The organism is Micrococcus sp. TA1 (genome assembly GCF_014199555.1).
In the GTDB taxonomy this organism is placed as follows: Bacteria; Actinomycetota; Actinomycetes; order Actinomycetales; family Micrococcaceae; genus Citricoccus.
The window spans coordinates 2,445,523-2,460,604 of sequence record NZ_JACHNW010000001.1 but is presented as its reverse complement, the minus strand read 5'-3'; the positions used below and the strand labels follow the sequence as shown (position 1 = coordinate 2,460,604).

The window sequence follows — 15,082 nt, the reverse complement described above, 5'->3', positions numbered from 1 at the left end:
TGTCCGGGTTCAGCCTATCGGCTCGTCGGACCCCTCAGGCGGCGGGGGTGCAGCCGTCAGCGGGCCCGCGACCTCGAGGGTGTCCTCGGCGCTGAGGCACTCCGCCATCTCCTCCAGGAACCGGGCCACGTCCGGCCGCGACGCCTCCGGGACGGCCTGGGCCACCTCCATCATGCGCCGGTGCATGAGCGACAGGCGCGCCCGGACCTCGGCGTGGGCGTGGTCGGTGGCCACGACGACCACGGAACGCCGGTCCCGGGGATGGGGTTCCCGGCGCAGGTGACCGGACCGGCCCAGCCGGTCCAGCAGCTTCGTGGTCGAGGCCGTGGAGATGCCCAGGTGAGTGGCCAGCGCGCGGGGAGTGACGGCCTCGCCGGCCCCCTGGCGGGCGATGACGAAGCGCAGGGCGTCCACGTCGGTGGCGTTCATGTCCATGCCCTCGCTCATCCGCCGGCGCATGTCCCGGTCGGCGACCCGGAACCGGCGCAGGGCGCGCAGGATCTCCACGGCGCCGTCCGACTCCTCGAACCAGTACCCGCGAGCCCGCTCATCACCCGGTAGATCGACCACGCCCCTGATGGTACGCTCAATTTCACTAGCCAGGCTAGAAACACTACGATCGTGATACATCGCATCCGGGACGCTTAGGCTATGAGCGACGACGCCGGCACCGCCCGGAAGGGGAACCCGCCATGGAGCAGACGACCGACGACCACGTGATCCTCGTGGACGACGAGGGCCGCACCGTGGGCCTGGCCCCCCGGGCCACCGTCCACGACGAGTCCACCCCGTTGCACCGCGCGTTCTCCTGCTACGTCTACCGCGACGACGGCCACGTGCTGGTCACCCGGAGGGCTCTGTCCAAGCGCGCGTGGCCGGGCGTCTGGACCAACTCCTTCTGCGGGCACCCCCGGCAGGACGAGGACGGCCTCGACACGGTGAACCGCTATGCGCGCCACGAGCTGGGCCTGGTGGTCGAGGACGTGCGCTGCGTCCTGCCGGACTTCCGGTACCGCGCCGTGGACGCCTCCGGGATCGTGGAGAACGAGCTCTGCCCGGTCTACGTGGCCCGGGCCGCCGGTGCCGTGCAGCCCAACCCCGAGGAGGCGATGGAACACCGGTGGGTGAGCCCGCAGGAGCTGGAACGGTGGGTGGGCGCGGCCCCGTGGTCCGTGAGCCCCTGGCTGGTCGAACAGCTCCCCGGCGTCCTGCCGGTCCTGGCCGGTGGTGTCCCGCAGCGCGGGGGGAGCGGGTCATGAGCGGCGTCGAGCGCGAGATCCAGGACGTCCTGGACGAGGGCGCGGCCCGGTCCGGGCGGTTCGGCACCGGACACCGGGACCTGTGGGCCGCCCTGGCCGCGGCGGTCGAGGGCGGCAAGCGCTTCCGGCCGCACCTGCTGACCGAGACCCACGCCGCGCTGGGCGGTACCGAGCCCGGACTCGTGGACCGCGTCGGTGCGGCCCTGGAGATCCTGCACACCTCCTTCGTGGTGCACGACGACGTCATCGACGGTGACGAGGTGCGGCGGGGCCGGCTGAACGTGTCCGGCACCTTCGCCGCGGAGGCCCGACGGCGGGGCGCGGCCGAACCGGTCGCCCACCACTACGGGGCGGCCGCAGGGCTGCTGGCCGGTGACCTGGCCCTCGTCACCGCCACCCGGATGATCGCCCGCTGCGGGGCGTCCCCGGAGGTGACCGAGGACCTGCTGGACCTGCTCGAGGACGCGGTGCACGCCTCCGCGGCGGGCGAGCTGGCCGACGTCGGGCTCGCCCTGCCGGTGGACGGGCGGACGGCGAGCGTGGCGGACGCCGTGCGCGTGGCCGAGCTGAAGACGGCCGTCTACTCCTTCGTGCTGCCCCTGCAGGCCGGTGCCGTGCTGGCGGGCGCCCCGGCGGCGGCGGTGGCTGCGCTGGCCCCGGTCGGGCGCCACCTCGGCATCGGCTTCCAGCTGCTCGACGACCTGCTCGGCGTGTTCGGCGACCCGGAACGCTCGGGCAAGGGCACCCTGTCCGACCTGCGCGAGGGCAAGCCCACCGCGCTGATCGCGCACGCCCGGTCCACCGGCGCCTGGACCGAGTTGCGCGCGCTGGTGGGGAACCCCGCCCTCGACGGCCGCGGCGCCGACCGCGCCCGTGCGCTGCTGACGGACTGCGGTGCCCGCCAGCGGGTCACCGCCCTGGCCAATGAGTTCCTCGACGACGCCCTGGCGGCCGCCGGCCGGCCACCCCTGACCCCGGCGCTGCACGCCGTGCTGGCCGGGATGGCCGAGGAGATCCGGCAGGCGGCGACGTCGGCCCTGCTGGCGGCCCCGGACCGCGGGCGGACGACCGCCCCGGCGTCGGACACGGTGCCCGGCGCGGTGCCCGGTGCCGCTCCCGCAGGCCTGTCGCGCCGCGAGGGGGCCCAGTCGATGGCGGGGCGGTCATGAGCGCCCCGGACCACCGCTATGACGACGTCGCCCAGGCCAGCGCCGCCCAGGTCATCGCCGGCTACTCGACATCCTTCGGCTGGGCGACCCGGTTGCTGGCCCGGCCGGTCCGGACCCACGTGCGGAACATCTACGCCCTGGTGCGGGTGGCCGACGAGATCGTCGACGATCCGGACCCGGCCCTGACCCCGGCATGGCGCCGGGAACAGCTGGACGAGCTCGAGGCCGAGACCTACCGCGCCCTGGACAGCACCCGCAGCTCCAACCTCGTGGTGCACGCCTTCGCGCTGACGGCCCGCCGGTTCGGGATCGGGCCCGGGCTCGTGGGGCCGTTCTTCGCCTCCATGCGCGCCGACCTGGTCCGCTCCCGGCATGACGCCCAGAGCCTGTCCGACTACGTGCACGGGTCCGCCGAGGTGGTCGGCCTGATGTGCCTGCGCGTGTTCACCGGTGGTGACGTGGCGGCCTACGAGCGGCTCCGGCCCGGGGCCGAGCGACTGGGTGCGGCGTTCCAGAAGGTCAACTTCCTCCGTGACCTCGCCGACGACCACGACCAGCTGGGCCGGACCTATTTCCCCGGCCTGGACCCGGCCGCGTTCAGCGACGCCCACCGGGACGAACTCCTGGACGACATCGACGCCGACCTCGCGGCCGCCGCGGAGGCCATCCGGCTGCTGCCCGACTCGAGCCGGCGGGCGGTGCGGGCGGCCCACGCGCTGTACTCGGCGCTGTCCAGGCGCCTGCGGTCCACGCCGGCGGCCCGGATCCGCGAGTCCCGCATCCGGGTCCCGGACGGACAGAAGGCCGTGATCCTGGTGAAGGCCCTGGCAGGAAGGACAGCATGAGCGAGCGAGTCGTGGTCATCGGCGGGGGGATCTCCGGACTGGCCTCCGCGGCCCTGCTGGCGCGGGACGGATACAGCGTGGACCTCGTGGAGGCCCGCGAGGACTTCGGCGGCCGGGCGGGGAGCTGGGAACGGGACGGCTTCCGGTTCGACACCGGACCGTCCTGGTACCTGATGCCCGAGGTCTTCGACCACTTCTTCCGCCTGCTGGGCACCTCCGCCGCCGCCGAGCTGGACCTGCAGCAGCTGGATCCCGGCTACCGGGTGTTCTTCGAGGGGGAGTCCCGGCCGCTGGACATCGCGGCGGACCGGCAGGCCAACGTGGAGCTCTTCGAACAGGTCGAGCCCGGAGCCGGCCGTGCGCTGGAGCGGTACCTCGACTCCGCGCAACGAACCTACGACATGGCCATCGGCCGGTTCCTGTACACCTCCTTCACCTCCTACCGCCCGTTCCTCGACCGCGACCTGCTCACCCAGCTCCACCGACTGGGTCCGCTGCTGCTGGAGTCCCTGGAGCGGTTCACCGGCCGGCACTTCACCGACCACCGGTTGCGGCAGGTGCTCGGTTACCCGGCGGTGTTCCTCGGTTCCTCCCCGGACCGGACCCCGAGCATGTACCACCTGATGAGTGCCCTCGACCTGACCGGCGGGGTGCTGTACCCGCAGGGCGGGTTCACCGGGCTGATCGACGTGATGGTGCGCCTGGCCCGCGAGTCCGGCGTCCGCCTGCACGCGGCGACCCCGGCCACGGCCATCCTCACGGAACCGGCCGGCACCGGTCGCCGCGGGAACCGCGGGGTGCGTGACCTGGTCTCGGGGGCCCGGGCCCGCGCCACGGGCGTGCGCGTGCGCGGACGGGACGGGGCCGAGCGCGTGCTGCCGGCCGACGTCGTGGTCTCCGCCGCCGACCTGCACCACACCGAGACCACCCTGCTCCCGCAGGGCCTGCAGACCTACCCGGAGGCGTACTGGCGCAAGCGCACGTCCGGCCCCGGCGCGGTGCTGGTGATGCTCGGGGTGCGCGGGGACCTGCCGCAACTGCCCCACCACTCCCTGTTCTTCACCCGTGACTGGGACGCCAACTTCGGGGCCATCCGCGCCGGTGACGTCCCGGACCCGGCCTCGGTCTACGTGTGCCGGCCCTCGGCCACGGACCCGCACGTGGCGCCGGCCGGCCACGAGAACCTCTTCGTCCTGGTTCCGATGCCGGCCGATCCCGGTCTGGGCGGCGGAGGGCCGGACGGTGGCGGGGACCGGGCCGTGGAGGCCATCGCCGACGCGGCCATCGACCAGGTCGCCCGCTGGGCGGACGTGCCGGACCTGGCCGAGCGGGTGGTGGTGCGGCGCACCGTGGGACCGGCCGACTTCGCCCGTGACCTCGGGGCCTGGCGGGGCGGCATGCTCGGCCCCGCGCACACCCTGGCCCAGAGCGCCATGTTCCGCACCGGCAACGTCTCCCGCCGCGTGAGGTCCCTCTACTACGCCGGCTCCAGCACCATCCCGGGCATCGGCCTGCCGATGTGCCTGATCAGCGCGGAGATCCTGCTCAAGAGGCTGCGCGGGGACCACTCCGCCAGTCCGCTGGCCGCACCGCTCCTTCCCACGATCGGTGGCCCGACGCCGTCCGGCCCGGTCCCGGCGGCCGGGCCGGCCCCGGTGGGGACGGGGGACTCATGGCGGTGATCTACCTCGTCTCACTGCTGGCCAGCCTCGGCTGCATGGCGCTGCTCGACCGCCGGTTCCGCCTGGTGCTGTGGCGCGCCCCGCGGGCCGGTGCCGTGGTCCTGGCCGTGGGACTGGCCTTCTTCCTGGCCTGGGACCTGGTCGCCATCGCCTCCCAGCACTATGCGGCGGGCACGAGCGAGGCCATGACCGGCATCATGCTGGCTCCCGAGCTGCCGCTGGAGGAGATCCTCTTCATCCTCTTCCTGTGCTACCTGACCCTGGTGCTGCGCGGGCTGCTCGTGCTGGCCCTGGGCGGACGGACACGGACGGAACAGGCGGACCGGACGGCCCGGACGGACCGCCGAGACCGGACTCACCGGCCGGCACGCCGGACGCTGGCGACGGGGGAGCGGTCATGAGCTACCCGGTCCTGGCCCTGGCCTTCCTGGCGCTCGCCGCGGCGGTGGCCGTGGTCGCCACCCGGCGACGGCGGCTCGGGCCGAGGTGGTGGGCCGTCACCGGCCTGACGGTCCTCGCCCTGATGGTCCTGACCGCCGTGTTCGACAACCTCATGATCGCCGCGGACCTGTTCCGGTACAACGAGGAGCTGCTGGTGGGCTGGTATCTGGGCCTCGCGCCCGTGGAGGACTTCGCCTGGCCGCTCGCGGCCGGACTGCTGCTGCCCTCGCTGTGGGAGCTGCTGCACCCCGCCCCCGCCTCTCCTGCCGGCCCCCGGACCAACGCCCGGACCGACGCCCGGAACCACCCCCGGGAGCGGCCATGACGATGGTGCTGGGTGAGGCGACGCGCCAGCTGCTGGGCTCCTCCCGGCCGGTGAGCTGGGTCAACACCGCCTATCCGTTCGCGGCGGCCTACCTGCTCTCGGGCGGCGGGCTCACCGCGGAGCTGGTGATCGGGACCCTGTTCTTCCTGATCCCCTACAACCTGTTGATGTACGGGATCAACGACGTCTTCGACTACGAGTCCGACCTGCGCAATCCGCGCAAGGGCGGCATCGAGGGCATCGTGCTGTCGGACCGGTGGCACGGGGTGACCCTGTGGGCCTCCGGCCTGCTGGCCCTGCCCTTCGTGGTGGCCCTCGTGGCGTTCGGGGACCTGGTCTCGACCCTCGTGCTGGCCGTGACGCTGGCCGCGGTGGTCGGTTACTCGGCCCCGCGGATCCGGCTCAAGGAACGACCGGTGCTGGACTCGATGACCTCGTCCACGCACTTCGTGGGCCCGGCCGCATTCGGCCTGGCCCTGGCCGACGGCGCCTGGACGGTGACGGCGGCCGCCTCCCTCGTGGCGTTCTTCCTGTGGGGCATGGCCTCGCAGGCCTTCGGCGCCGTGCAGGACGTCACCGCGGACCGCGAGGCGGGCATCGGGTCGATCGCCACGGTCCTGGGGACCGCGACCACCGTGCGCGTGGCCATCGGGCTCTACGCGGCGGCCGGCGTCGTGATGGTGCTGGCCGGCTGGCCCGGGGTGCTGGCGGGACTGCTGGCGATCCCGTACATCCTGAGCATCCTGCCGTTCCGGTCCCTGCCCGATGATCGCTGCGAGGCGGCCAACGCCGGCTGGCGGCGGTTCCTGTGGCTGAACATGCTCACCGGTTTCGCGCTCACGATGCTCTTCCTCTGGATCGGCCTGCGTGGCTGAGCGGACCCGCACCCGGACCCGGGCACGGCCCCTGCGGACGGAGGCCTGGCGGACCCTGAAGGTCGAGGGACGGTGGACCGGACTCGTCGCGGACGCCGCAGCCGTGCTCACCGTGGTCAGCCTGCTGGCCGGCCTGCTCGACGGTGCCGTGGCGGTCGCCCTGTTCGCCCTGGTGCTGCTGGGCCACGTGGTGATCCGGCTCGCCCCCCTGCGGCCCGCCGTGCAGGCCGCGACCGCCGTGGCCCTGCCGGCCGCCGCCGGGGCGGCCATGGCCGACGCCTACCAGCGGGTCTCCTGGCTGGACATCGCCGCGCACTTCGCCGTGACCGGGCTGCTCGCCGTCCTGGTCACGGCCGGGGTCTACCGGGCGGGCTGGCTCCGCCCGGGTGGGGCCGCCGCCGGGACCGTCCTGCTCGCCACCGCCCTGGGGGTGCTGCTCGCCGTGGCCTGGGAGTTCGGGGAATGGGTGGGCCACACCTATCTGGATCCGGCCATCCAGGTCGGGTACGACGACACGATCGGGGACCTGGCCGCCGGCCTGGCCGGTTCCCTGACCGCGGGCGTGCTGTACCGCCGGCTGACCGCGGACGGCAGGACGCCGTGACCGCGGGCGACCACGACGTCACCGTGGTGATCCCCGCACGCAACGACGCGGTCCTGCTGGATCGGTGCCTGCGCGCACTGGCCCGCCAGACCCGGGAGCCGGCGGAGGTGATCGTGGTGGACAACGCCTCCACCGACGCCACGGGCGAGGTCGCACGGGCCCACGGGGCCACCGTGGTCCAGGAGGAGCGGATCGGGATCTGGGCCGCCGCGGCGGCCGGTTATGACGCCGCGTCCAGTCCGGTCATCGCCCGGCTGGACGCGGACTCCGTGCCGCCCGCGGACTGGGTCCAGAAGGTGGCGGCCGGGCTGCGGCGCCGGCCGTCCGCCGTGGCGCTCACGGGCTGGGGGGTCTTCGAGGACCTGCCCAGGCCCGTGGGGGTGCCGGTGGCGACCCTCTACCTCGGCGCCTACTACGTCCTGGGCCACGCGGCGGCCGCGGGCCCCGTGCTGTGGGGGTCGAACATGGCCCTGCGCCGCACGGCCTGGCACCAGGTCAGGGATCGGGTGCACCGCTGGGAGCGGGAGGTGCATGACGACATGGACCTCGCCCTGGTTCTCGGCCCCGGCCAGGCGGTGAGCTTCGATCCCCGGCTCGTGGTCGGCGTCTCCGCGCGATCGCTCAAGGGGGCCTCCCAGCTCGTGCGGCGGGTGCGTCGTGCCCGGCGCACCCTGGAGCTGAACTTCCGCGAGGCCCAGCCGTGGGAACGGTGGGCGGAACGGCTCAGGGCCGCTCCCAGTCCTCGATAGGACCCGGCACCACCTGGAACAGCGGATGGACCTCCGGATCGGTCACCGCGCGGAGTGCGGCGTGCCGGTCCGGGCTGCGCTCGGCGAGCTTGGCCAGCAGGTGCTGCCACTCGAAGGCCACCTGGCCCTCCGTGACCGGGATGGGCCTCACCGGCATCGTCGGTGACACGGGCGGCACGGGCGGCACGGGTGGCACGGGCGGGATGCCCGGGGGTGTCACCGACGGGGTGCCCTCAGCCCCGGATGCCCCGGGCGCTCCGGGTGTCCCGTCCTTTGTGCCCGTACCCGTACCCGTCTCGGACGCCGCCGGCGGACAGTCGATCCGGGAGCGGTCGAAGCGGTAGCCGCGCCGCTCGGCCTCGTCGGCCAGGGCGGCCAGGTACGCACCCATCGCCGCAGGGGTGTCCGCGTGCCGCCGGAAGCGGACCAGCTGTGGATGGGATCGGTAGCCGCGCGTGCGCCCCGCCAGGACCGCCTGGGCCAGCAGGGCCTCCCGCCAGCCGCCGGTCAGGCCGGGTCGGTCGAGGTACCGGGGGTGCAGGGTCCACAGGCGCATGCACCCATCCTCTCGCGGATGCCGCCCACCCGTTCCCGATGCGCTCCCGGAGGGGTCAGCGGGACCGGCCCCGGCCGGCGTCGATCGTCTCGACGGCCGGTTCATCGGTCGCGCCGGACCGGGCCCGCCGGTGGCGCCAGGCGGCGATCCCCGCGAGGACGGCGGCGCCGGCCAGGAACGGCAGGCCCAGCCGCCACACCTCCCACTCCACCTGCGTGGCCAGCGCGATGCAGGACATCAGCCCGGCGACCGGCAGGAACGCGGGCACCCGGAAGTGACGGTGCCCCACCGCGTCGCGGCGCAGCACGAGCACGGCGGCGTTGACGGCCGCGAACACCACCAGCAACAGCAGGACCATCGTGCTGGCCAGGATGTCCAGGGTGCCGGTGAGGGCCAGGACCAGGGACAGGGCGGTGGTGACCAGGATGGCCACCCACGGGGTGCGGCGCCGGGGCAGCAGCGCGGCCAGCACCGGCGGCAGCAACCCGTCCCGGGCCATCCCGTAGGCCAGCCGGGAGGACATGATGCCGGTGAGCAGCGCGCCGTTGGCCACCGCCACCAGGGCGATGACGCTGAAGACCACGGGCGGGATGATGCCGGCGGCCTCGACCACCTGCAGCAACGGGGCGGTGCTGGCGGCCAGCTCCTCGGTGGGGATCACCGCCGAGGCGGCCATGCCGACCAGGGCGTAGACGACGCCGGCCACGGCCAGCGCCCCGAACAGGGCCCGCGGGTAGGACCGTGAGGGGTCCTTGGTCTCCTCGGCGACGTTCACGCTCGTCTCGAAGCCCACGTAGGAGTAGAAGCCCAGGACGGCACCGGCCAGCACCGCGGAGACCGGACCGCGCTCCGGCGTGCCCAGCTCGACCAGCCGGCCCAGGTCCCCCTCGCCGCGGGCGAGCACGACCACGCCCAGGGCGATCACGAGCAGCAGGCCGGAGACCTCGATGATCGTCGCCACCCGGTTGGCCCCCATCGACTCCGTGATGCCGCGGGCGTTCAGCGCGGCCAGCAGTCCCAGGAACACGATGACCACCAGGGCCGTGGGCAGGGTGATGAACTCGGTCAGGTAGTCGCCGGCGAAGCCGAGGGCCAGGGCTCCCACGGAGACGATCCCGGCGGACAGCATGCAGAACCCGACGAGGAATCCGGTGAACGGCCCGAAGGCACGGGTGGCGTAGTGCGAGGAGCCCCCGGCCCGCGGGTACTTCGTCGCCAGTTCGGCATAGGACCCCGCGGTCAGCAGGGCCAGCACCAGGGCCGCCACCAGGGGGACCCAGACGGCCCCGCCGGAGAGGCCGGCGATCTCGCCGACCAGGACGTACACCCCGGCCCCGAGGACGTCACCCAGGATGAACAGGAACAGGCCCGTGGTGGTGACCGTGCGGCGCAGGGACCGGGTCTCGCCGGAGGCTGTGGTGGAGGGCATGGGATCACAGTAGACGGCGCCGGGGCGGGGTGCCGAGTCCCCGTGCGCATCCGGGGTCTGAGAGGGTGCGATGCGCACGGGGCCCCTCTACGATGACGGTGTTCGCCTCCCCGCGCGGGACGCGTCCGCCATCGGATCCCGCAGGACGGAACAGGACGGATGCAGCATGGACCCCAGGACGTCCCTCTGGCATGACACCCACCCGGTCCCCGCCACCGGCACCGACCACCTCTCCCCGGGTGACCGGTTCGACACCGTGGTCGCCGGCGCGGGCTTGACCGGGCTGGCCACCGCCGTCCTGCTGGCGCGCGCGGGCCAGCGCGTGGCCGTGGTCGAGGCCCGCTCGGTGGGGGCCGTGGCCACCGGGAACACTACCGCGAAGGTCTCGCTGCTCCAGGGCACCACCCTGGCGGAGATCAGCCGTCACCAGTCGGACCAGGTGCTGCGCTCCTACGTGGAGGGCAACCGCCGGGGGCAGTCCTGGCTGCTGCGCTACCTGGACGAGAACGGGATCGACTACCAGCGCAGGCCCGCCTACACCTACGCCACCACCCACGAGGGCCTGTCCCGGCTGCACTCCGAGCTGGAGGCCGACCGCGCCGCGGGCCTGGACGTGACCTGGACACGGGAGACGGACCTGCCCTACCCCGTGGCCGGGGCGATCCGGCTGGAGGACCAGGCGCAGGTGCACCCGATGCAGGTGCTCGACGCCCTGGCCACCGAGTTCCGCCGGCTCGGCGGGACGCTGGTGGAGGGGGTGCGGCTCACGGGCGCGGGCTACCGGTCCCCGCTGGCCGTGCACACCTCCGCGGGGGAGATCAGGGCCGGGCAGCTGGTCCTGGCCACAGGGGCCCCGGTCCTGGACCGCGGCGGTTACTTCGCCAAGCTCAGTCCACACCGTTCCTACGCACAGTCCTACCGGGTGCCGGGGCCCGTTCCCCAGGCGATGTACCTCTCCGCGGACAGTCCGTCCCGCAGCCTGCGCACGGCCCCCATCGACGACGGTGAGCTGCTGCTCGTGGGCGGCAACGGCCACGTGGTGGGGCGATCGGCCTCACCGCAGGCCGCCGTGGACGCCCTCGAGGCGTGGACCCGGGAGCACTTCCCCGGAGCGGAGCGCACGCACGCCTGGTCCGCGCAGGACTACCGCTCGGCCAACCTCGTCCCCTTTGTGGGGACACTGCCCCGCGGCGGTGGCCACGTCTACCTGGCCACCGGCTTCAACAAGTGGGGCCTGACCAACGGCGTGTCGGCCGCCCTGCGGATCTCCGCGCAGATCCTCGGCGGTGCCACGGACTGGGCCAGGCCGATGGATCGTCGCCTCACCTCGCCGGCCGACCTGCTGACCGGCCTGAGGGACAACGCCGCCGTCGGTGCCCGGTTGGCCGGCGGCTGGACGTCGGCCGCACGCAGACCCCTGCCCCAGGAGCCTCCGGCCGAGGGCCAGGGCACGGTGGGCCGGGACCACGGCCGGCCCGTGGCGGTCTCCACGGTGGACGGGGTGACCTGCCGGATGTCGGCGGTCTGCCCGCACCTGGGCGGCATCGTCTCCTGGAACGACGCCGAGCGCTCCTGGGACTGCCCACTGCACGGATCACGCTTCACCGCGGACGGCACCCTGCTCGAGGGGCCGGCGGTCACGGGCCTGCGGGCACCCACGGATGCCAGGGGGCGGGCGGACTGAGAGCCGTTCCCCGCAACGGGAGGACCGTGGCCGAGGGGTCGGGGGTGGTGCCCTATGCTGGTGCCACATCGTGAACGACAGGGGAGCGCCGCCCGGCGCTGAGAGTGCGCCCAGCGCAGACCCTCGAACCTGCTCCGGTTAGTACCGGCGAAGGAAGTCGAGTTCTCCGATGGAGCGTGGGGCCCGGTGCCTGACGCGCCCGGATCCCGAGGGTTCGGGCGGCGTGCGTTCCATTCCCCTCCTTGGATCCTTGAGGAGGACATCACATGGTCTCGACGCAGACCCCCGGCAGTGATCACCAGGCCACCCCGCCGGCCGGTACACCGGACCGTCCCGGGCGCTCCCGCCCACACCACGACCCGCGCGGCCCCGCCCACCGCACCTCCGCCCACCGCACCTCCGCCCACCGCACCTCCTCCCGCCACACCTGGCGCGTGGTGGACATCGTCGTGGCCGCCGTCGTCGCCGTGGCCAGCGGCGTGGTCTTCTAGGCCTGGAACCTGGCCTATGCGGGACTGGGCGGGGTGTTCCTGGCGTTCCCGCCGTCGTCGGGACTGGTCGCCGGCATGTGGCTGTTCCCGGCGGTCCTGGGTGCACTGCTGATCCGCAGACCGGGTGCCGCGCTGTTCACGGAACTGGTGGCTGCCGCCGTCTCCGCGTTGCTGGGGTCCCAGTTCGGCCTGACCGTGCTGGCCTCCGGACTCGTCCAGGGCATCGGGGCCGAGCTGGTCTTCCTCCTGTTCCTCTACCGTCGCTTCACCCTTCCCGTGGCCCTGCTGGCCGGTGCCGCCGCGGGAGTGGCCTGCGGTCTCAACGAGGCCTTCCTGTTCGCCTGGTTCCCCGAGTACACGCTGGCCTGGAAGTGGCTCTACGTGGGGTTCACCGGCATCTCCGGGATCGTCATCGCCGGCCTGCTGAGCTGGCTGGCCACCCGCGCCCTGGCGGCCACGGGCGCACTGGCCGCCCTCCCGTCCCGCGGCGCCCACCGGGAACCGGCGGGCCGGGGGTGACCGCGGCCACCGTCACCGCGCAGGGCTGGGGCTGGCGGCACGCCGGACGCGACCGGGCCGCCGTCGCCAGCCTGGACCTGACCATCCCACCGGGGCAGCGGGTCCTGCTCGCCGGGCCCTCCGGGGCCGGGAAGTCCACTCTGCTGCACGGACTGGCCGGCGTGCTGGACCCGGCGGACGACTCGGAGGAGACCGGCCGGCTGCTGCTGGACGGCGTGCCCACCCGCGAGCTGCGCGGCCACGCCGGGTTGGTGCAGCAGGACCCCGAGACACAGGTGATCCTCTCGCGCGTGGGGGACGACGTGGCCTTCGGCGCGGAGAACCTCCGCGTCCCGCCGGACGAGATCTGGGACCGGGTCCGACACGCCCTGGCCGCGGTCGGGCTGGGGGAGGACGAGGGCATCGCCCTGTGGCGGGACACGTCGCGACTGTCCGGCGGGCAGAAGCAACGGATGGCCCTGGCCGGGGTCCTGGCCATGCGCCCGCCGCTGGTCCTGCTCGACGAGCCGACCGCCAACCTCGACCCCGCCGGTGTGCTCGAGGTCCGCGACGCCGTCCTGGCGGTGGTCGAGGCCATCGGCGCCACCCTCGTGGTCGTGGAGCACCGGCTCGGGACGTGGGCCCGGCACGTGGACCGGTTGCTCGTCCTGGAACCGGGCGGGGGCATCAGCCACGACGGCACCCCCGCCGCGCTGCTCGCACCCGGCCCCGTCCGGGAGGAACTGGCCGCGGCCGGGGTGTGGGTGCCCGGGGTGGTGCCCGAACCCGTCACCCCCGCCCCCGGCGGTCCGCGGCCGGCCGCGGAGCCCTCCGGACCGGCACGGAGCCCGCGACGGGACCCTGCCGGTCACCGGGACCCTGCCGGTCACCGGGACCCTGCCGGTCACCGGGACCCCACGGGGACAGCGCTGTTGTCCGCCCGGGACCTGGCGGTGTCCCGGCACGCGGTGAGGCCCGGCTGGCGCCGCCGCCTCGGGCCACCGCCGGTCCCGGTGCAACACGGACTGGACGTGACCGTGGAGGCCGGGGAGGCCGTCGTCGTGACCGGGCCGAACGGGGTGGGCAAGTCCACGCTGCTGTTGACCCTGGCCGGGCTCATCCCGGCCCACGCCGGGACGCTGACCACCACCGCCGCCCTGAAGGGACACGGGGTCCGGCTGCCGGACGACCCCCACCGCTGGCCCGCCCGGGACCTGGTGAGCCGGATCGGCACGGTGTTCCAGGAGCCCGAGCACCAGTTCGTCGCGGCCACGGTGCGCGAGGAACTGGCCTTCGGGCCGCGTCACGCCCGGGACCACCGGACGGGCACGCTGCGGTGGTCGGCCGCACAGGCCCGGGGCCGCGCCGACGAATTGCTCGAGGCCATGGGACTAACCGGACTGGCCGAGGTCAACCCCTTCACGCTCTCCGGTGGGGAGAAGCGCCGGTTGTCCGTGGCCACCGTGCTGGCCACGGGCCCGGACGTGGTGTTCCTCGACGAGCCGACCTTCGGGCAGGACGCCAACACCTGGGCGGTGCTGACCGGGATGCTGCGCCGGCTCGTCACCGAGGGCAGCTCCGTCGTCGCGGTGACCCATGACCAGGACTTCGCCGCGGCCCTCGACGCCCGGGTGGTGGAGCTGACATGAGCGCCGTCCTGACCGCCCCGGCCCCCTCCCGCCCCGTGGCGGGCTCCCCGATGGAGCGGGCCCACCCGCTGGCGAAACTGGCCGCCCTGCTGCCGGTCACCGCCGTGCTGGTGGCGTCCATGGACTGGGTGTCCTCGGGCCTGGTGCTGTTGGCGGCGGTGGCCCTGCTGCCGTTCTCGGGCATCCGCGCCGGGGAGTTCCTGCGCCGGGCGTGGCTGCTCGTGGCCGCCGCGCTGGCCTCGGCGTGGGGCACCGCGCTGGTCGGCCAGGACACGGGGCGGATGCTGCTGGAGGCCGGACCGGTGTCCGTCTCGGAGGGGTCGGCGCTGGCCGGAGCCGCGACGGGCCTGCGCATCCTGGCGGTCGCCCTGCCCGGAGTGATCGTCTTCGCGACCACGGATCCCACCGACCTGGCCGACGCGCTGGCCCAGCGGCTGCGTCTGCCCGCGAGGTTCGTGCTCGGCTCGCTGGCCGCCTTCCGGCTTCTCGCCATGCTGACCGAGGAGTGGCGCGTGCTGGGCCACGCCCGGCGTGCGCGGGGCGTGGGCGCCGGCGGGGGCCCGGTCCGCCGCACGACGTCGTGGCTGGGACAGGTGTTCGGGCTGCTGGTGCAGGCCATCCGCCGTGCCAGCCGGCTGGCCGTCACCATGGAGGCCCGAGGCTTCGGGGCCGGCGCCCGGACATGGGCCCGGACCTCGGTCTTCACCGCGGGGGACGTCCGGCTCGTCCTCGGTGGGTGCGCCCTGGCCGCGCTGGCCGCCGGCCTGGCCCTGGGGACGGGGGCGTGGAACCTGGTCTGGGCCTGAACCCGCCCCGGGCCTGAACC

Annotated in this window: 15 protein-coding genes, 1 pseudogene and 1 riboswitch; of the genes and pseudogenes, 13 read left to right on the top strand and 3 right to left on the bottom strand. The window is 74.2% G+C overall.

Annotation, left to right across the window (positions count from 1 at the left end):
- Nucleotides 1–9: 9 nt before the first annotated feature.
- Complete coding sequence (locus GGQ69_RS10825; RefSeq protein WP_370577154.1) at nt 10–570, bottom strand: MarR family winged helix-turn-helix transcriptional regulator; 561 nt, start codon at nt 568–570, stop codon at nt 10–12.
- Nucleotides 571–692: 122 nt separating this feature from the next.
- Between GGQ69_RS10825 and idi the strand changes: the two genes are divergently transcribed.
- The 9 genes from idi to GGQ69_RS10780 are packed head-to-tail and all read left to right on the top strand — an operon-like array spanning nt 693 to nt 7,949.
- Nucleotides 693–1,259 (top strand): isopentenyl-diphosphate Delta-isomerase, encoded by a 567-nt coding sequence (gene idi / locus GGQ69_RS10820; protein WP_183527907.1) that lies wholly within the window; start codon nt 693–695, stop codon nt 1,257–1,259.
- Entirely contained in the window at nt 1,256–2,428 is a 1,173-nt protein-coding gene (locus GGQ69_RS10815) for a polyprenyl synthetase family protein (protein ID WP_183527905.1), read from the top strand. Before idi ends, GGQ69_RS10815 begins: the two co-directional genes overlap by 4 nt.
- Nucleotides 2,425–3,273, top strand: coding sequence for a squalene/phytoene synthase family protein (locus GGQ69_RS10810; RefSeq protein WP_183527903.1), 849 nt, complete (start codon nt 2,425–2,427; stop codon nt 3,271–3,273). The genes GGQ69_RS10815 and GGQ69_RS10810 overlap by 4 nt, the downstream gene beginning before the upstream one ends.
- Nucleotides 3,270–4,955, top strand: coding sequence for a phytoene desaturase family protein (gene crtI / locus GGQ69_RS10805; protein WP_183527901.1), 1,686 nt, complete (start codon nt 3,270–3,272; stop codon nt 4,953–4,955). Before GGQ69_RS10810 ends, crtI begins: the two co-directional genes overlap by 4 nt.
- Nucleotides 4,946–5,356 carry a lycopene cyclase domain-containing protein gene (locus GGQ69_RS10800; RefSeq protein ID WP_183527899.1) on the top strand — a complete coding sequence of 137 codons (411 nt, stop codon included), beginning with the start codon at nt 4,946–4,948 and terminating at the stop codon, nt 5,354–5,356. The genes crtI and GGQ69_RS10800 overlap by 10 nt, the downstream gene beginning before the upstream one ends.
- Nucleotides 5,353–5,721, top strand: a complete 369-nt coding sequence (locus tag GGQ69_RS10795; protein ID WP_183527897.1) for a lycopene cyclase domain-containing protein — start codon at nt 5,353–5,355, stop codon at nt 5,719–5,721. The genes GGQ69_RS10800 and GGQ69_RS10795 overlap by 4 nt, the downstream gene beginning before the upstream one ends.
- The gene (locus GGQ69_RS10790; RefSeq protein ID WP_183527895.1) at nt 5,718–6,596 is read left to right on the top strand and encodes a prenyltransferase; all 879 of its coding nucleotides are present in this window, start codon (nt 5,718–5,720) and stop codon (nt 6,594–6,596) included. The genes GGQ69_RS10795 and GGQ69_RS10790 overlap by 4 nt, the downstream gene beginning before the upstream one ends.
- Entirely contained in the window at nt 6,589–7,200 is a 612-nt protein-coding gene (locus GGQ69_RS16875; protein ID WP_183527893.1) for a hypothetical protein, read from the top strand. Before GGQ69_RS10790 ends, GGQ69_RS16875 begins: the two co-directional genes overlap by 8 nt.
- Nucleotides 7,197–7,949, top strand: coding sequence for a glycosyltransferase family 2 protein (locus tag GGQ69_RS10780; protein WP_183527891.1), 753 nt, complete (start codon nt 7,197–7,199; stop codon nt 7,947–7,949). The genes GGQ69_RS16875 and GGQ69_RS10780 overlap by 4 nt, the downstream gene beginning before the upstream one ends.
- Here the strand turns inward: GGQ69_RS10780 and GGQ69_RS10775 are convergent.
- Together GGQ69_RS10775 and GGQ69_RS10770 are read right to left on the bottom strand one after the other, a co-directional pair.
- Nucleotides 7,924–8,505 carry a pyrimidine dimer DNA glycosylase/endonuclease V gene (locus GGQ69_RS10775; RefSeq protein ID WP_183527889.1) on the bottom strand — a complete coding sequence of 194 codons (582 nt, stop codon included), beginning with the start codon at nt 8,503–8,505 and terminating at the stop codon, nt 7,924–7,926. The genes GGQ69_RS10780 and GGQ69_RS10775 overlap by 26 nt on opposite strands.
- A 55-nt stretch (nt 8,506–8,560) precedes the next feature.
- The gene (locus GGQ69_RS10770) at nt 8,561–9,934 is read right to left on the bottom strand and encodes an APC family permease (RefSeq protein ID WP_183527887.1); all 1,374 of its coding nucleotides are present in this window, start codon (nt 9,932–9,934) and stop codon (nt 8,561–8,563) included.
- Nucleotides 9,935–10,100: 166 nt separating this feature from the next.
- Between GGQ69_RS10770 and GGQ69_RS10765 the strand changes: the two genes are divergently transcribed.
- The 4 genes and pseudogenes from GGQ69_RS10765 to GGQ69_RS10750 all read left to right on the top strand — a co-directional run bounded on the left by GGQ69_RS10765 (nt 10,101) and on the right by GGQ69_RS10750 (nt 15,062).
- Nucleotides 10,101–11,618 carry an FAD-dependent oxidoreductase gene (locus GGQ69_RS10765; RefSeq protein ID WP_183527885.1) on the top strand — a complete coding sequence of 506 codons (1,518 nt, stop codon included), beginning with the start codon at nt 10,101–10,103 and terminating at the stop codon, nt 11,616–11,618.
- 69 nt (nt 11,619–11,687) lie between these two features.
- A riboswitch (TPP riboswitch) is annotated at nt 11,688–11,791 on the top strand.
- A 93-nt stretch (nt 11,792–11,884) separates the two neighbouring features.
- Nucleotides 11,885–12,628 (top strand): annotated as a pseudogene (locus GGQ69_RS10760) (ECF transporter S component).
- Nucleotides 12,625–14,256: an ATP-binding cassette domain-containing protein gene (locus GGQ69_RS10755; protein ID WP_183527883.1), complete on the top strand. Its 1,632-nt coding sequence runs from the start codon at nt 12,625–12,627 to the stop codon at nt 14,254–14,256. The pseudogene GGQ69_RS10760 and the gene GGQ69_RS10755 overlap by 4 nt, the downstream one beginning before the upstream one ends.
- On the top strand, nt 14,253–15,062 hold the full coding sequence (locus tag GGQ69_RS10750) for an energy-coupling factor transporter transmembrane protein EcfT (protein ID WP_183527881.1): 810 nt from the start codon (nt 14,253–14,255) through the stop codon (nt 15,060–15,062). The genes GGQ69_RS10755 and GGQ69_RS10750 overlap by 4 nt, the downstream gene beginning before the upstream one ends.
- The last annotated feature ends 20 nt before the right edge of the window (nt 15,063–15,082 follow it).